Genomic DNA, 15,855 nt, shown 5'->3' on the forward strand with positions numbered 1-15,855 from the left:
CGGTCGCCGGACGGGCTGCTTGTCCCCTGCCCTCGCGCGGAGAGCAGCGCCGACGGTCCGATGTACGCCCCCTCGTCACCAGCCACCGTCGGGCCGACCGCATCAGCCGGCCCCAGGCCTGAGCAGCAACCGTCCCGTCAGCCCTGGTACGGCGGCGCCATCCCCCACCCCCACTTCGGCACCGGCTGTTCCGCCGGCGGCTTCGCGTCCGGGCCCGAGAAGTACACGGCGAGACGGGTGCCCCACTCGACGTACGCGAGGAAGGCCGAGCGGAACTCCGCGTCCGTGGGGAAGCCGGCCTCGTGGGCCGCGTCCTGGATGAGCTCGACCCAGCGGCGGCGCTGGGGCTCGGTGATGCCGCGGCCGAAGTGCTTGGCGACCATGTGGCTGTGGCCGCCCTGGGTCGCGGAGTAGGCCTCGGGTCCGCCGAAGACCTCCGCGAGCCAGAGGGCGACATGCGCTGCGTGCTCGGGGGCGAGGCCCGCGAAGACCGGGGCCAGGAGGTCGTCGTCGAGCACCTTGGCGTAGAAGACCTCCGTCAGGCGGGAGAAGGCCTCGGCGCCGCCCGCCCACTCGTACAGGGTGGGCACGGCGGAGCCCCGGCCGCGCACGGACGTGGGCTTGTAGTGGCGCATCTCCTCGATGTCGCCGACGTACGGTCGGATCTCCGCGAGGAAGGCCGGGAACAGGTCGGAGGTGCGGAAGCCCTGGAGGTGGTCCTCGGTGGACGTCCAGGTGATGCGCAGGACGAAGTGTGCGAAGTCCTCCTCGCAGCGGGTGAGTTCGTAGTCGACGCAGTGGGGTGAGGCCGCCAGGTGGGGTGCGGCGCGGGTGTAGGCGGCGAGGAACTCCGCGGAGCGCTCTTCGGGGATGCGGTACCGGATGTACTCGATGACTGTGCTGGCTGTCTCGGCGGTCATGGGATCACGCAAGCACAACGGGACGGTGGAGGCTGCCCCTCCGGCGTCGCGTTCGCTCAGCGCTCAGCGGGAGGCTTTTTGGACCTGTCCAAGCCGCTCGCTTTGGCCCTGTCGAGTGGGCCATGGGCCCGGCAGGGTGAGGGCCGGCACGTGCGTCGAGCTTCCCGGAGGTTTCCTTGAGCATCGCGTTCCTGTTGACCGCCCTGGTCGTGGCGGTCACCCCCGGCACCGGGGTGGTGTACACCCTCGCCGCCGGGCTGGCCCACGGCCGCCGGGCGAGCGTGGTCGCCGCCTTCGGCTGCACCCTCGGGATCGTGCCGCACCTGGCGGCCACGATCACCGGCCTCGCCGCGCTGCTGCACACCAGCGCGGTCGCCTACGAGACGGTGAAGTACCTGGGCGTCGGCTATCTGCTGTACATGGCCTGGGCCGTGGTGCGGGAGAAGGGGGCCCTGGCCGTGGAGGGGGCCGGGGAGCGGTCCGCGGCCCGGGTGATCGGCTCCGCGGTGCTGGTCAACCTGCTCAACCCGAAGCTCACGATCTTCTTCGTCGCCTTCCTGCCGCAGTTCGTCCCCGCCGGGGAGTCCGGCTCCGGCTCCGTCGGCGCGATGCTGCGGCTCGGGGCCGTCTTCATGGCGCTCACCTTCGTCGTGTTCGCCGCCTACGGGTGGTGCGCCGCCGCCGTACGCGACCGGCTGCTGGCCCGGCCCGGGGTGATGACCGGGGTGCGCCGGGTGTTCGCCGCCTGCTTCGTGGGACTGAGCGCGCGGCTGGCGGTGGCGTGAGCATGCGGTTCCGGCACGCGGACGCCGTCCGCTCCGACCACCCCGGCCTCACGGCCGGCGCCCTGTACGCCACCGGCGTCGACGCCTCCGCCGACGTCGGCCCGCGTGTAGCCGAGTACACCGCCCGCGCCCTGGAGCGGCTGGCGGCCGGCAGCGAGAGCGGGTTCCCCGAAGTGCTGGCCTGGCGGCGGGCGTTCACCCGGATGGGGCTCCGGCCGACGCAGTACCGGTGTGCCTCGGAGTCGCTGCTGCGGCGGCTGCGGAAGGAGGGGAGCCTGCCGCGCATCCATCCGGTGGTCGACCTGTGCAACGCGATCTCCGCCGCGTACGCCGTCCCGGTGGCGGCCCTCGACGCCGACCGCATCGCCGGTCCGCTGCTGGAGGTGCGCCCCGCGCGCGGCGACGAGGAGTACACGGCCTTCGGCGGCGGCGTCGAGCATCCCGCGCCCGGCGAGGTGATCTTCGCCGACTCGGCCGGACGCTCCCATGCCCGCCGCTGGACCAACCGGCAGAGCGGCCACTCCGCGGTCGGCGCGGACACCCGTCGGATCCTCGTGGTGGCGGAGGCCCTGCACGACGGCGGTGGGCAGACCGTGCCGGAGCTGTTGAAGACCGTCGCCGAGGAGCTGGCCGCGCACTGGCCGGCCGAGCCCACGACCACCGTCCTCTCCTCCGCCGCGCCGGAGTTCGTCTGGCCGGACGGCGGACAGGGGCCCGGGTGACCCGTGGCAGCATGGGCCGGGTGACCGAGAGGGAACAGGCGGCGGGCGTCGGATCCCCGGCCCACGGGTCGGACTTCCTGCAGCTCGACGCCGATGACGCGCCTCCCGGCGGCAAGGCGGACTGGCTGGTGCGGCAGCTGCGGCGGGCGATGGCCGACGGCCGGCTGACGGTGGGCAGCAGGCTGCCGCCGACCCGGGTGCTCGCCGCCGAACTGCGCGTCTCCCGCGGGGTGGTCGCCGAGGCGTACCGGCGGCTGACCGAGGACGGCCATGTCGAAGGGCGCCGGCGCGGCGGAACGGTCGTGGTCGCGGTCTCCCCCGCCGCGCCGCCCGTGCCGGCCGCACAAGGCCCCGCCGTGACGGGCGCGCCGTTCCTCGGGCGACCGGGCGCCGACGTCTTCGACGCGCTGCGCGCCGCCCCCGCCCGTATCGACTTCACGCCCGGCCGGCCCGACCTCACCGCCTTCCCCCGCTCGGCCTGGCTGCGCGCGGAACGGGCCGTGCTCTCCGAGCTGTCCGCCGAGCACCTCGGCTACGGCGATCCGCACGGCGCCCCGGAGCTGCGCCGCGCCCTCACCGGCTGGCTGGCACGCGGTCGCGGCATCCGCGTGGAGCCGGACGAGGTCCTCGTCGTCGCCGGCACCGCACAGGCCCTCACCCTGCTGCACCCGGTCCTGCGGGCCGAGGGCGTCGACGCCGTCGCCGTCGAGGACCCCGGCTCGCTCGGCAGCCGGCAGCACCTGGAGAACGGCGGCCTGGCCACCCCGCCGGTGCCGGTCGACGAGGAAGGCGTACGGGTGGACGCGCTGCGCGCCACCGGCGCCCGCGCGGTGCTGCTCACGCCCGCCCACCAGTTCCCCACCGGCGTGGTGACCAGCGGCGAGCGCCGCCGGGAACTGCTGGGCTGGGCGGCGGACGGCGGCCTGATCATCGAGGACGACTACGACGCCGAACACCGCTACGACCGGCCGCCGGTGCCCGCGCTGCGCGCCCTCCTCGACGACCAGGTCTGCTACCTGGGCAGCGTGTCCAAACTGCTCGCGCCCGCGCTGCGGATCGGCTGGGTGGTGCCGCCGCGCCGCCACCGGGACGCGCTGGTCGACGCGAAACGCTTCACCGACCTCGGCAACGCGGTGCTGCCGCAACTCGTCCTCGCCCGGCTGATGGAGTCCGGCGGCCTGGAGCGGCATCTGCGGATGCTGCGCGGCCGTCACCGGCGCCGCCGCGACGCGATGATCCACGCCCTCGCCGAACGACTGCCGGGCGCGGTGGTGCACGGCGCGGCGGCCGGCCTGCACCTCACGGTCACCTACGCGCCCGACGTCCCGGACACCGAGCTGGCCGCCGCCGCGCTCGCCCGGGGCGTGAAGTGCCAGCCGCTGTCCTGGCACCGCCAACTCCCCGGCCGCCCCGGCCTCGTCCTCGGCTACGCGGCCACCCCGGCCGGCGTCATCCCCGAAGGAGTCGCGGCCCTCGGCGAGGCACTACGCGAACTGACCTGACCCGGGATGACCTGACCCCCCGGACAGGCCTGACCCGCACCGGCCCGAAGCCCGCCGAGCCGACCCGCGCCGCCCCGCCGCACCGCCAACTCCCCGGCCGCCCCGGCCTCGTCCTCGGCTACGCGGCCACCCCGGCCGGCGTCATCCCCGAAGGAGTCGCGGCCCTCGGCGAGGCACTGCGCGAACTGACCTGACCCGGACTGACCTGCCCCCCCCGGACAGGCCTGACCCGCACCGGCCCGAAGCCCGCCGAGCCGACCCGCGCCGCCCCGCCGCACCGCCCACACAGCCCTCCCCCTCACCGGCCCGTGCGGGACGGCTGGACAGACCCGGGGTCCGTCAGGAGACGGCGTTCTCCTTCACCGTGATCTTGCCCTTGCGGATCGTCGCCAGCCGCTGGGCCTTCTTCGCGATCGAGGAGTCGTGGGTGACCATGATGAAAGTCAGCCCGTGCTCCTTCCACAGCGTCTCGAGCACGTCCATGATCTCGTCGCGCATGGACTCGTCGAGGTTGCCGGTGGGCTCGTCGGCGAGCAGCACCTTGGGCCGCTTCACCAGCGCGCGGGCGATGGCCACGCGCTGCTGCTGGCCTCCGGACATCTCACCGGGCAGATGCCCGAGCCGTTCGCCGAGCCCTACGGAGGTCAGCGCCTCGGCGGCCCGTTCGCGCCGCTCCTTCGCGCTCACGCCCAGGGGGACGAGAGCGGTCTCCACGTTCTCCTGCGCGGTGAGCGTCGGGATGAGGTTGAAGGCCTGGAAGACGAAGCCGATGTTCTGGCTGCGCACCTGCGTCAGCTTGGCCTCGGACAGCTTGGCGAGGTCGACGCCGTCGAGCACGACCTCGCCCTCGGAGGGCCGGTCGAGCCCGCCGAGCATCTGCAGCAGGGTGGACTTGCCGCCGCCGGTGGGGCCCTGGATGACGAGCCGGTCCCCGTCCGGGATGGTCAGATCGACGCCGTCGAGGGCGTGGACGGTCTCCTTGCCGCGGGTGTAGCGCTTGGTGACGTCTCTGAGTTCGTACATGGGTCAACTCCTGGGTGTGGTCGGGGCGTCGGGGTGTCGGCGTCGGTCACTCGACGCGCCTCAGCGCGTCCGCCGGCCGCAGTCGGGAAGCCCGCCAGCCGCCGAACGCCCCCGCGATCAGCCCACCGGCCACGGCGAGGCCGACGGCGATCGCCACGGTCGTCACACTCACGGGCGCGGTCAGCACGACGTCCAGCGTCTTCGCGGCCTGCCGCCCGGGGCCGCCGAAGCCCCCGCCGCCGGGACCGCCCTGGCCGCCACCGCCACCGCCGCCCAACTGGGCCTGCAGCGTGGGGCTGATCGCCGTCACGGCATACGCTCCCGCCAGACCGAGCGCGATGCCCAGCGCTCCGCCCAGCAGTCCGTTGACCATGGCCTCCCCGACCACCTGCCGGGTGACCCGTCCGGACTTCCAGCCGAGTGCCTTCAGCGTGCCGAACTCCCGCACCCGTCGCGACACCGCGGAGGAGGTGAGCAGCCCGGCGACGAGGAACGCGGCGATCAGCACCGCGATGGACAGCCACTTGCCGACGCTGGTGGCGAGCGAGGACGCCGTCGACAGGGAGCCGGACACCGTGTCCGCGAGGTCGGCCGACGTCGTCACCGTCGTCCCCGAAACGTTCTTCTGGATCGCCGACTTGACGCTGTCGATCTTCTGGGAGTCGGTCGCCTGGACGTAGATCGTGGTGACCTTGTCCTTGGAGTCGCTGAGCGTCTGCGCCTGCGTCAGCGGGATGTACACGTTGGCGGCCGAGTCACCGCTGTCGGCGGTGGCGATGCCGATCACGCTGAACTTGACGCTCTTGATGGTGACGGTGGAGCCGACCTTGAGCTTCTTCTCCTTGGCGTACGCCGAGTCGAGCACGGCGACCTTGGCGTCGGTCTCCGTGGACTTGAAGGTACGGCCGCTGGTGATCTTGGAGGAGGTCAGCGGGCCGAGCGCCGGCCGGGTCACGTCGGTGCCGTAGACGGAGTAGTTGTTGACGTCGAAGTTCGCGCCGCCGCCCCGTACTTCGCCCTGCGGCTGGCCGCTCCCGCCGCCGGCGCCGCCCGGGCCGCCCTGCTGGCCGCCGGTGCCGTTCTGCTGGAACTGGCCGCGGGTGAACTGGCCGCTGACCTTGATGACCTGGAGGCTCAGCCCGCCGACCGCGTCCGCGACACCGTTCTGCTCGCCGACCTTGGTGACGGTCGAGGCCGACAGGGTCTGGAAGCCCTGCACCAACACGCGGTCACTGCTCTGCTCCTCGCCGGAGTCGTTGTCCTGCGCGTCGAACTGGAAGCGCGGCCGCTCGGAGGCGTTCGCGGTGGGCGAGGCGGCCTTGGTGACCGTCATGTCCGTCCCCAGCCCGTACAGGGACTGCAGGACCTTGTCCTGGGCCTTTCCCATGCCGGAGGACACGGAGGTGACCACGATGACCAGCGCGATGCCCAGCGCGAGGCCGGAGGCGACGACGAGGGCCGCCTTTCTGCGGCGGCGCAGTTCGCGCCTCAGGTAGGTGAAGAACATGCGCCGCAAGCTAGGTACGCACCCTGATGAAGGGATAAGGCGCTGATAAGAGACGGATGAGAAGGCCGTGTCCGGCCCCGGAAACACCGATGCCGCCCCTGGGGGCGGCATCGGTCAGCTGTGACCCGGCTGTCGGGGGAGGGCCGTCAGACGGCCGAACCCGCCTTCCACTGGGCCCAGTCCATGTTCCAGCCGTTGAGGCCGTTGTCCGGCGAGACCGTCTTGTCGCCGGTGTTCTGGACGACCACCACGTCACCGACGATCGAGTTGTTGTAGAACCAGGCACCCGGCGTGTTCGGGTCGTTGGCGCCCTTGGTGTCGGACAGGCCGACACAGCCGTGGCTGGTGTTCACCGAGCCGAAGATGGACTTGGCGCCCCAGTAGTTGCCGTGCACGAAGGTGCCGGAGGTGGTCAGGCGCATGGCGTGCGGCACGTCCTTGATGTCGTACTCGCCCTTGCCGTCGTCGTCGGTGAAGCCGACCGTCGCGCCGTTCATCCGGGTCTCCTTGAACTTCTCGGAGATCACCATCTGGCCCTCGTACGTCTTGTTGTCGGGCGAGCCGGCGGAGATCGGGATGGTGCGGATGGTCTTGCCGTCCTGCGTGACCTTCATCTGCTTGGTCTTCGCGTCGACGTACGTGACCTGGTTGCGGCCGATCTTGAAGGTGACCGTCTTCTGCTGGACGCCGTAGACGCCCTGGGCGCCCTCGACGCCGTCGAGCGCGAGCTTCAGCGTGACGGTGGAGTCCTCCTGCCAGTAGTCCTGGGGCCGGCAGTCCATGCGCTGGGTGTTGAACCAGTGGCAGACGACCTCCTGGCCGCTGCTGGAGGTGACCGTGATGCCCTTCTGGACGGCGGCCTTGTTGGTGATCTCCTTGTTGAAGTTGATCGACACCGGCATGCCCACGCCGACGGTGGAGCCGTCCTCGGGCGTGAAGTTGCCTATGAAGCTGTTGTCCGGGGAGACCGTCGTGAAGGACGCGTTCTCGTGGGCCTCGAGCCCCTTGGAGTCCTTCGCGGTCGCCGCGAGCTTGTAGGTGGTGGAGCGCTCGAGCTGGACGCTGGGCTTCCAGCTGGTCTTGTCGGCGGAGAGCTCGCCCTCGACGGCCTTGCCGTCGGCGGTGGTCATCGTCACCTGGGTGAGCGTGCCCTTGCTCACCGTGACGGCCGCCGAGTTGTTGATGGAGGCGTTGTCCGAGCCGTCCGCGGGCGTGATCTTGATCTGTGCCTCGGAAGCCTTCTGGGCCGCGGCCTCGTCGGCCTTGGCCTGGGAGGAACTGCCGTTTCCGCCGTCGGAGGCGCTGCTGTCGCCGCCGGAACACGCAGAGAGCAACAGAACACTGCCGAGCAGTGCGGACGCGGTCCTCAGACCCCTGCGCCGCCTACTGTTCGTCATCACACGCTTCTCCATCGTTGCCGATTCCCGAAACCCCGAGAGTCCCCGTCAAAGAACATCAACGCTACGACCGGTTCGTCCCGTTCCACATCTTCCTGATGTGTGGGCCACGCCACGTCCGCGGGAGCGGTGGAAACCGCCGAGGCGGAAGGGTCCGCCGGGGCCCGTGGCGCGGGTGTCGGTCAGTGCGCCCCTTGAGACGACGAAACCCCGGCCGGCGGTTGCCGCCCGGGGTCACGAATTCCCCGAGAGGCTCAGCCGATGCCGCCCGTGCGGCCGCCCTCTTCGCCGTCCGCCTCGTCATCTTCCTCGACATCATCCTCGTCGAGGTCCCAGTCCGGCGAGTCAGGGTCGTAGTCGATCGGCTCACTCGACCAGGAGGCCTGCTGGAGTTCGACCCCCGGCACCTCGCTGACCAGGTCGAACGGGTCGACGAGATAGGCGAGGGCCTCGGCGGTGTCTTCCGTCACAGCGCTCTCGGCGTGCGCCCGCTCGCTCTCCGGCGCCTCCGGGTCCGCCGCGATCCGCCGCAGGGCGGCCTTGGTCACGGCGTCCTCGTTCTCGATCTCGAGGACAAGCTCGACGCGAAGCCGGACATATCGGGATGTCTCTTCAGTGCTCATGCCCGGAGCGTACGGCTCTCGCCTCCCGCAACTTTCCCGCGACCCGCGCCTTTCATTAGCATCTGCCCACACGGCCAATTCGCCAGCGCCACAAGGGGATCGATATTCCGTGTCATCCGCTCGCCGTCCGTTGCTGACCGCCACCGCCGCGGGGACCCTGCTGGGTGCCCTGTGGTTCGTCCCGAACGCCAACGCGACCCAGGACGCCCCGGTGAGAACGGACGTGACGCCGCAGGCCACGACCCAGGCGCGGGCCGCGGACACGACGGCCACCAACACCTCGGCCGACACCGACGGCGTCCGCCTCGCCGACACCGGAAGCTTCGACACCACCCCGTACGTGATCGGCGGAACGACGCTGCTCGCCCTGGGTGCGGGGTTCGTGGTTTATTCCGTTCGCCGCGAACGCCTCGGTCTGTGAATTGATTTGACGCTTACTTGACCCAACCTTCATAGTCCGCTCATGAAGAGATCTTGGGGGGCGCGGCTGTGTGCCGTGACCGTGGTGAGCACTCTCTCGCTCGCCCTCATCAGCGGCTGTTCGAGCGACGGGTCGAAGAAGGACAAGGGGTCCAAGGGTTCCGGTTCGGGGACCGGTTCCGCCGCCTCGTCGTCGGCCCCGGCCGCCGCCGCGCTGACCGCGGCCGAGCTGGAGAAGCTGCTTCTCGCGCAGGGCGAGGTCAAGGGGTACAAGGTCGCGTCGGGCGACGACACCCTCCCGAAATCCAAGGCCGAGGTGAAGACGGACAAGGCGGCGTGCGACCCGCTCGCCTGGGCCACGGCCGCGCTGGCGCCGGGCGACACGGACGCGAACGCCAGTAACACCGTCTCGGAGGACAAGGCGTCGAGCGCCACCAAGTCCCCGGCGGACCTTGCGGAGGCCTTCAACATCGACATGACGTTCGTGGGCCTCTCCTCGTACGCGGGTGACGGCGCCGAGAAGGCCATGAAGGCCGTCTCCGACGGCGTGACGGCCTGTGCCGGCGGGTACGGCCTGGCCGCCGGGGGCGAGAAGTCCAAGGTCACCAAGGTCACTTCGGAGAAGGGCACGGGAGGCGGCGACGAGGCGATCGCGTTCGCCGAGGACGTCGACATGGACGGCGAGGGCACGGCCACCTTCCACACCGAGGTGATCCGCAAGGGCAACACCATCGCCACGTTCTACACGGTGAACTTCGCCGCGCTCGCGGGCGGCGACAAGACCGAGATCCCGGCGGCCGTGGTCCAGGCGCAGGTCGCCAAGCTCAAGTAGTCCTCGCTCGGGTACGCACATCGACACCGGGGCCCTGCCGTCACCCACGACGGCAGGGCCCCGGCCCGTCTGCTACCGCAGCGGCCCGGTGACCGTCTCCACGGCCGCGACGAGCCGCCCGTCCCGCACGAACGCGTCGGCCGCCGCGAGGTCGGGCGCCAGGAACCGGTCGGGACCGGCACCCTGAACTCCCGCTTCCCGTACGGCGTCGAGGACCGCCCGGGTCGCCGGCGCCGGCGTGAGCCCCTCGCGCAGCTCCACGGCGCGCGTGGCGGCGTACAGCTCGACGGCGATCACGCGTGTGAGGTTGTCGACGGCGGTGCGCAGCTTGCGCGCCGCCGACCAGCCCATCGAGACGTGGTCCTCCTGCATCGCGGAGGACGGGATCGAGTCCGCGGAGGCCGGTACGGCCAGCCGCTTCAGCTCGCTCACCAGCGCGGCCTGCGTGTACTGGGCGATCATGAGGCCGGAGTCGACGCCGGCGTCGTCCGCGAGGAACGGCGGCAGCCCGTGGCTGCGGTTCTTGTCCAGCAGCCGGTCGGTACGGCGCTCGGCGATCGAGGCGAGGTCGGCGGCGGCGATGGCGAGGAAGTCGAGGACGTAGGCCACGGGGGCGCCGTGGAAGTTGCCGTTGGACTCGACGCGCCCTCCCCCAGTGCCGAAAGCCTGGGAGGTGCCCCCAGGCAGGACGACGGGGTTGTCGACGGCCGAGGCGAGCTCCCGCTCGGCGACCAGCCGGGCGTGGGCCATGGTGTCCCGTCCGGCGCCGGCGACCTGCGGGGCGCAGCGCACCGAGTAGGCGTCCTGGACGCGGGGCGCGTCGTCCTGGTGGTGCCCGGTCAGCCCGGAACCCTTCAGCACGGCCAGCATGTTGGCGGCGCTGGCGCCCTGCCCCGGGTGCGGGCGGATGGCGTGCAGCTCGGGCGCGAGGACCTTGTCGGTGCCGAGGAGGGCCTCGAGCGAGAGCGCCGCCGTGACGTCGGCGGACTTGTAGAGGGTGTCGAGGTCGTCCAGGGCCATGATCAGCATGCCGAGCATGCCGTCGGTGCCGTTGAGGAGGGCGAGCCCCTCCTTCTCGCGCAGCTCGACGGGCGCGATCCCGTGCGCGGCGAGCAGCTCACCGGCGGGCCGTACGACGCCGTCCGGGCCCTCGGCGTCCCCCTCGCCCATGAGTGCGAGGGCGCAGTGCGAGAGCGGGGCGAGGTCGCCGGAGCAGCCGAGGGAGCCGTACTCGTGGACGACCGGGGTGATGCCGGCGTTCAGCAGGTCGGCCATGGTCTGCGCGACCTCGGGCCGTACGCCGGTGTGCCCGGAGCAGACGGTCTTGAGCCGCAGGAACATCAGCGCCCGTACGACCTCCCGCTCGACGCGCGGCCCCATGCCGGCGGCGTGCGAGCGGACGATGTTGCGCTGGAGCTGCGCGCGCAGCTCCGGGCTGATGTGCCGGGTGGCGAGGGCGCCGAAACCGGTGGAGACGCCGTAGACGGGGTCGGGCTTGGCGGCCAGCGCGTCGACGATCTCGCGGGCCGCGGCGAGGGCCGCCACCGCCTCCTCGGACAGCTCGACCCGGGCGCCGCCGCGCGCCACGGCGAGCACGTCGGACGCGGTCACCCCGGAAGTCCCCACCACCACAATGTGCATATCCATATTCAGGAGCGTACGCAGTGAAGACGAAGATGTCACCAGTGGGGGCGGGGTTCGCCCCTTACCGACAGGTCACCGTGTCAGTGCCGCCCACGGAAGCGCCGCCGCTCGGCCGACGGCCCCCGGGGCGGCTCGTCGGCGAGGCGGACGACGGGGTCGTCGGGCCCCTGCCGCCCCGCGACGACCGGCCGGACGGCCCGTAGGGCCTTGGCGCGGTACTGGGCGGCGTCGGCGAGCCGGAAGAGCCGGCGGGCGGAGCGCACGGGCCCGATGGGGTCCCCGGTGGAGGCGACCCCGCAGGCCACGCCCTCACCGAGCTCCAACTCGCCGGCCCGGCGGCAGAGTTCTTCGGCGACCTTGACGACGTCGTCGGCGGGCGGCCCCACGGCGAGCAGACAGAACTCGTCCCCGCCGAGCCGCGCGGCCAGCGCCCCCGGCAGCATTGCCCCGCACAGCGACAGCACGGACCCGAACCGCTCCAGCAGCCGGTCCCCGACGGCGTGCCCCTGGGTGTCGTTCACCCGCTTCAGCCCGTTGAGGTCGCACACCACCAGGCTCACGACCTCCCCCCGCGCCCGATGCCGCTCGACCGCCTCCTCCAGCCGTACGTCGACGGCGCGGCGGTTGGCCAGGCCGGTGAGGGCGTCGGTGAAGGCGAGCCGACGCGCCTCCTCCAGCCGCTCGGTCTGCGCGATCCCGGCGGCGACGACGGCGGCCAGGACGGTGGCGAAGTCGGCGTCGGCGCGGTCGAAGACGGGGGTGCCGGAGGAGCGGGCCACATACAGCTCGCCCCAGGCGCGGCCGTGCAGCACGATCGGCGCGACGACGCAGGAGCCGCGTCCGCGCCGGCGCAGGGCGGCGACCCTCCCCCAGCTGACACCGGGAGGCGCCCCCTGATGGCGGTGGCCGGGCCGCCCGGCGGCGGGCCCGTCCGCCGTCTCCACCCACGCGTGGGGCTCGCCCCCGGACACCCAGCGTTCGTGCAGGAACTCGGTGATCTCCGGGAACTGGTGCACCGGGTAGGCCTCGCCCTCCGGGAACTCTTCCTCGTCGGGCGCCCGGTCCCCCACGTTGACGAGGACCCGCAGCCGCCCCAGTTCCCGCTCCCACACCGAGAGCGCGGCGAAGGCGCCGGCCAGCGCCCGGCACGCCCCGAGCGCCGCCGCACGCCACGACTCCCGGGGCGTGTGCGCGGCCGCCATCCCCTGCGCCAGCGCCACCACGGCCGCGAGGCGTCTGTCCTCACCCATCTCACCAGGCTAGGGATATTTACTTACAAACGGGACACCAGGTGGGCGGTGGAGTGTCGGTGGTACCGCGTCCCCTATTCAGGGGCGCCGAGGGAACTCACTCCCCCGGCCACTCCGGCTTCCGCTTCTCGTTGAAGGCCGCGACCCCCTCCGCCCGGTCCCCCGAGAAGGCCACCGACCGCCAGGCCGCGTCCTCGACCTCCAGCCCGGCCCGCAGATCCAGCCCCTGCCCCAGCCGCAGGGCCCGCTTGGCCGCACGCAGCCCCACCGGTGAGTTGGCCCCGATCCGCGCGCCCAACGCCAGCGCCTCCTCCCGGTCCCGCCCCTCCTCCACCAGCACGTCCACCAGCCCCAGCTGCCGCGCCTCCGCGGCCTCCACCCGCCGCGCGCTGAAGATCAGCTCGGCCGCCCGGGCCGCCCCCACCCGCCGGGGCAGCAGCTGCGTACCCCCGCCCCCCGGAATCACCCCGACCGACACCTCGGGCAACCCCACCACCGCCGTGCGGTCGGCCACGATCACGTCGCACGCGAGCGCCAGCTCGAACCCGCCCCCCAGCGCGAACCCGTGCACCGCCGCGACCGTCGGCACCGGCAGTTCCAGCACGCCGGTGTACGCCCCCCGCGCCACCGGCCGCTGCCGCACCAACTCGGCGTCGCTGAGGGAGTTCCGCTCCTTCAGGTCGGCCCCGACGCAGAAGGCCCGCTCATGCGTCGAGGTGAGGACGACCACCCGTACGCCCTTGTCGTCGCCCAGCGCCGTACAGGCCGCCCCGATGGACCGGGCCATCTCGGTCGACACGGCGTTCATGGCCTTGGGCCGGTCGAGGGCCAGCTCCGCGACATGCCCGTCCCCGTGCCGCCGCACCAGCACGAACTCCCCGAACCGTTCCTCGCTCATGACACCCTCCGGTTAACGCGGGTTAACTACCTGGCTCGCCCGATCATCGCAGCCGGGCGGGACCGGGGAAAGGCCGAACCGGGGAACGAGCGGCCGGAGAGACCGAGGGGACCCCCCGTCAACCCGTTCGAGTGACATCTCGCCCGACTCCGCCCGCACCGCCCACGGAAGCGCATAACGTGCGTCCGCCACGGCGCGGAGGGGGCGCAACCACCTCGGGGAGGGAGCGCGATGACGACCACACCGGTGAAAACGCAGACCGGGACCTACGGATATCGAGGCGAGGCGGGCGGGGAACCCACGGACCCCGAGCCGACCGCCCTTCTCCGGACCCCCCGCACCCGAGGCCGGCACCGCCGCCCCCGCCCCCGCAAGGTCCTGTTCGCCGCGGGCGGCCTGGCCCTGGCGGCCGGCGCCCTGAGCCTCGTCCGCCTGACACCGGACCCGGGCGTGGGAGGCCTGGGCACGGCGGAGGCGGAACCGCGCATGGAGCCCACCGCGGACACGACCCGTGCGGCCGCCACGGCGGACCCGACCCCGGAGGCGGCACCGACGGCCCCCGCGCCCATGGGCAGCGGCGCCCCGACCGCGTCCCCGACGACCCCGGTCCGCACACCGAGCGGCCCCTACGCGGCCTCACTCACCCCGTCCCCACCACGAACGACCGCACCTGCCCCGCCGACCACGCCCCCGGCGACCACCGCCCGACAGCCGAGCACACCCACTCCGACGCCGGCACTGACACCCACACCTGCACCCGCACGTACACCGGCACCGACCCCCACCACCGCCGTACCCGCTCCGCAGCCGGAGCAGCCCGGCATCTGCGTACCGGTGATCGGCCTGTGCGTGGACCCGCTCAGCGCCCCGCGCTGACGGGGCTCACTCGTCGCTCACTCGCTCCCGTTGCCCCGCCGGGTGAGCAGCCAGGGCTCGACCACGCCGAGTCCGCGCACGGGCCGCTGCCACATCGGCTGGAGCGCGAACCGGTAGACGGGCGGTTCCTTGCCCTCCTTCTCGGCGGCAGCCGCCTCCTCCGCGGCCTCCGCCTCGGAGGAGGGTGCGTCGCCGGTACGGATGAGCTCCTCGGCGAAGGCACTGTCGACGAGGACGGCGTCCCGTGGGGCTATCGAGGTCAGCCGCGAGGCCAGGTTGACGGTCGTACCGAACACATCGCCCATCCGGGTGGTGACGGTGCCGAAGGCCATGCCGACGCGCAGCTCGGGCATGGTCTCGTCGTTGCTCATGGTCTCGACGAGACGCAGGGCGATGTCGGCGGCGGTCCCGGCGTCGTCGGCGGCGTAGAGGACCTCGTCACCGAGCGTCTTGATGAGCCGCCCGCCGCGCGCGGCGACGAGGTCGGCGGCGGTGGTCTCGAAGGCCTCGACGAGTTCGCCGAGCTCCTCCTCCTCCATACGACGGGTCAGGCGCGTGAACCCGACGAGATCCGCGAACCCGACCGCGAGCCGCCGGTCGACCATCTCCTCGTCGTCGGCGGCCTGGACGACGCGCCCGGCGGAGGCGGCGAGCTGCCGACGCCACACGTAGACGAGGAACTCCTCCAGCTCGGGCAGCAGCAGCTCGACGATCGGATAGGTGACCTCGGTGCGGGTCATGCCCGGCTCGGGGGGCTCGGTCAGCCCCTCCAGGAAGGAATCGATCTGCCACTCGGCCAACCGGGCGGTGGTCTGCCCCGTGGACCGCGCCACCTGCACCGCCATCGCCTCGCTCAGCAGCCCCGCCTCGACGAGACCGGCGAGCCGGCGCAGGGCCAGCACGTCGGCCTCGGTGAGCGCCTTGGCCTGCCCGATGTCGGCGAAGCCCATCGCCCGCCAGAAGCGGGACGCCAGCTCCATGGAGACGCCGGCGCTGCGGGCCGCCTGAAAAGGGGTGTAGCGCCGCTCGGCGCCGAGGATGAGCTGCTCGAGACGCAGGGCGAGCGGGTCGTCGCCGGGTTCGGCGGCCTGTGGGTCCCCCCGCTCGAGCGAAGCCGAGAGTGGCGGAGGGTCAATCCGGCCGTCCGCGCCCGCGCCGGAGCCCGTGTCGTCGACGGTCACGCCTGCTGCCCTTCCGATCTATCGCGGTCAGGTATCGACCGGCCTCAACTCTACGGCAGGTGTGCGCCAGCTCACTCCGTTAGGTGGAGCAGGGGTCTCCGACGCCGGGGACTCCGCCCCCTGCACCCCCAGCGGGCCCGACTGGGGCCCCCGCCCCCAGCCCCCGCACCACCTGGGCACTCCCCGCCCCCCGTACCCCGCACCCACCACTCGCCAGGGCACCGCCCCCGATCCACACCCCGCTGGGGGCTCCGCCCCCAGACCCCCGGCCTATG

Annotated in this window: 15 protein-coding genes and 1 pseudogene; 7 read left to right on the top strand and 9 right to left on the bottom strand. The window is 72.6% G+C overall.

Going from position 1 to position 15,855, the window contains the following annotated elements; all coding sequences use genetic code 11:
- Positions 1-137 precede the first annotated feature (137 nt).
- Positions 138-920, bottom strand: coding sequence for a group II truncated hemoglobin (locus ACPT94_RS06400; protein ID WP_425245315.1), 783 nt, complete (start codon positions 918-920; stop codon positions 138-140).
- 176 nt (positions 921-1,096) lie between these two features.
- Between ACPT94_RS06400 and ACPT94_RS06405 the strand changes: the two genes are divergently transcribed.
- The 4 genes and pseudogenes from ACPT94_RS06405 to ACPT94_RS06420 all read left to right on the top strand — a co-directional run.
- Positions 1,097-1,705 carry a LysE family translocator gene (locus tag ACPT94_RS06405; protein WP_360350219.1) on the top strand — a complete coding sequence of 203 codons (609 nt, stop codon included), beginning with the start codon at positions 1,097-1,099 and terminating at the stop codon, positions 1,703-1,705.
- A 2-nt stretch (positions 1,706-1,707) separates the two neighbouring features.
- On the top strand, positions 1,708-2,427 hold the full coding sequence (locus ACPT94_RS06410) for a B3/B4 domain-containing protein (RefSeq protein ID WP_425245316.1): 720 nt from the start codon (positions 1,708-1,710) through the stop codon (positions 2,425-2,427).
- Positions 2,428-2,438: 11 nt separating this feature from the next.
- On the top strand, positions 2,439-3,929 hold the full coding sequence (gene pdxR, locus ACPT94_RS06415) for a MocR-like pyridoxine biosynthesis transcription factor PdxR (protein WP_360350275.1): 1,491 nt from the start codon (positions 2,439-2,441) through the stop codon (positions 3,927-3,929).
- 80 nt (positions 3,930-4,009) lie between these two features.
- A pseudogene (locus tag ACPT94_RS06420) lies at positions 4,010-4,123 on the top strand (aminotransferase class I/II-fold pyridoxal phosphate-dependent enzyme); the annotation flags it as partial.
- Positions 4,124-4,268: 145 nt separating this feature from the next.
- Here ACPT94_RS06420 and ACPT94_RS06425 read toward each other — a convergent pair.
- From ACPT94_RS06425 to ACPT94_RS06440, 4 genes are all read right to left on the bottom strand, one after another.
- Positions 4,269-4,952: an ABC transporter ATP-binding protein gene (locus tag ACPT94_RS06425; protein WP_425245317.1), complete on the bottom strand. Its 684-nt coding sequence runs from the start codon at positions 4,950-4,952 to the stop codon at positions 4,269-4,271.
- A gap of 46 nt (positions 4,953-4,998) precedes the next feature.
- Positions 4,999-6,459 (bottom strand): ABC transporter permease, encoded by a 1,461-nt coding sequence (locus ACPT94_RS06430; RefSeq protein ID WP_425245318.1) that lies wholly within the window; start codon positions 6,457-6,459, stop codon positions 4,999-5,001.
- Positions 6,460-6,605: 146 nt separating this feature from the next.
- On the bottom strand, positions 6,606-7,871 hold the full coding sequence (locus ACPT94_RS06435; RefSeq protein WP_360350210.1) for a L,D-transpeptidase: 1,266 nt from the start codon (positions 7,869-7,871) through the stop codon (positions 6,606-6,608).
- A 239-nt stretch (positions 7,872-8,110) separates the two neighbouring features.
- Positions 8,111-8,479 (bottom strand): hypothetical protein, encoded by a 369-nt coding sequence (locus ACPT94_RS06440; protein ID WP_425245319.1) that lies wholly within the window; start codon positions 8,477-8,479, stop codon positions 8,111-8,113.
- A 109-nt stretch (positions 8,480-8,588) separates the two neighbouring features.
- Here ACPT94_RS06440 and ACPT94_RS06445 point away from each other — a divergent pair, with 109 nt between their 5' ends.
- The gene (locus tag ACPT94_RS06445; RefSeq protein ID WP_425245320.1) at positions 8,589-8,900 is read left to right on the top strand and encodes an LPXTG cell wall anchor domain-containing protein; all 312 of its coding nucleotides are present in this window, start codon (positions 8,589-8,591) and stop codon (positions 8,898-8,900) included.
- An 84-nt stretch (positions 8,901-8,984) separates the two neighbouring features.
- Positions 8,985-9,731 (top strand): hypothetical protein, encoded by a 747-nt coding sequence (locus ACPT94_RS06450; RefSeq protein WP_425245321.1) that lies wholly within the window; start codon positions 8,985-8,987, stop codon positions 9,729-9,731.
- Between the two features lie 72 nt (positions 9,732-9,803).
- Here the strand turns inward: ACPT94_RS06450 and hutH are convergent, their stop codons facing one another.
- The 3 genes from hutH to ACPT94_RS06465 form a co-directional block, all read right to left on the bottom strand.
- Complete coding sequence (hutH, locus tag ACPT94_RS06455) at positions 9,804-11,372, bottom strand: histidine ammonia-lyase (protein WP_360350273.1); 1,569 nt, start codon at positions 11,370-11,372, stop codon at positions 9,804-9,806.
- A gap of 83 nt (positions 11,373-11,455) precedes the next feature.
- The gene (locus tag ACPT94_RS06460; RefSeq protein ID WP_360350198.1) at positions 11,456-12,625 is read right to left on the bottom strand and encodes a GGDEF domain-containing protein; all 1,170 of its coding nucleotides are present in this window, start codon (positions 12,623-12,625) and stop codon (positions 11,456-11,458) included.
- Between the two features lie 97 nt (positions 12,626-12,722).
- Complete coding sequence (locus tag ACPT94_RS06465; RefSeq protein ID WP_360350195.1) at positions 12,723-13,523, bottom strand: enoyl-CoA hydratase/isomerase family protein; 801 nt, start codon at positions 13,521-13,523, stop codon at positions 12,723-12,725.
- Between the two features lie 231 nt (positions 13,524-13,754).
- On the opposite strand from ACPT94_RS06465, the gene ACPT94_RS06470 reads away from it, so the two are divergent.
- On the top strand, positions 13,755-14,399 hold the full coding sequence (locus ACPT94_RS06470) for a hypothetical protein (protein WP_360350192.1): 645 nt from the start codon (positions 13,755-13,757) through the stop codon (positions 14,397-14,399).
- A 17-nt stretch (positions 14,400-14,416) separates the two neighbouring features.
- On the opposite strand, the gene ACPT94_RS06475 is transcribed toward ACPT94_RS06470, so the two are convergent.
- Positions 14,417-15,580: an adenylate/guanylate cyclase domain-containing protein gene (locus ACPT94_RS06475; RefSeq protein WP_360350189.1), complete on the bottom strand. Its 1,164-nt coding sequence runs from the start codon at positions 15,578-15,580 to the stop codon at positions 14,417-14,419.
- Positions 15,581-15,855: the final 275 nt, after the last annotated feature.

The organism is Streptomyces aurantiaciflavus (genome assembly GCF_049808595.1).
GTDB lineage: Bacteria > Actinomycetota > Actinomycetes > Streptomycetales > Streptomycetaceae > Streptomyces.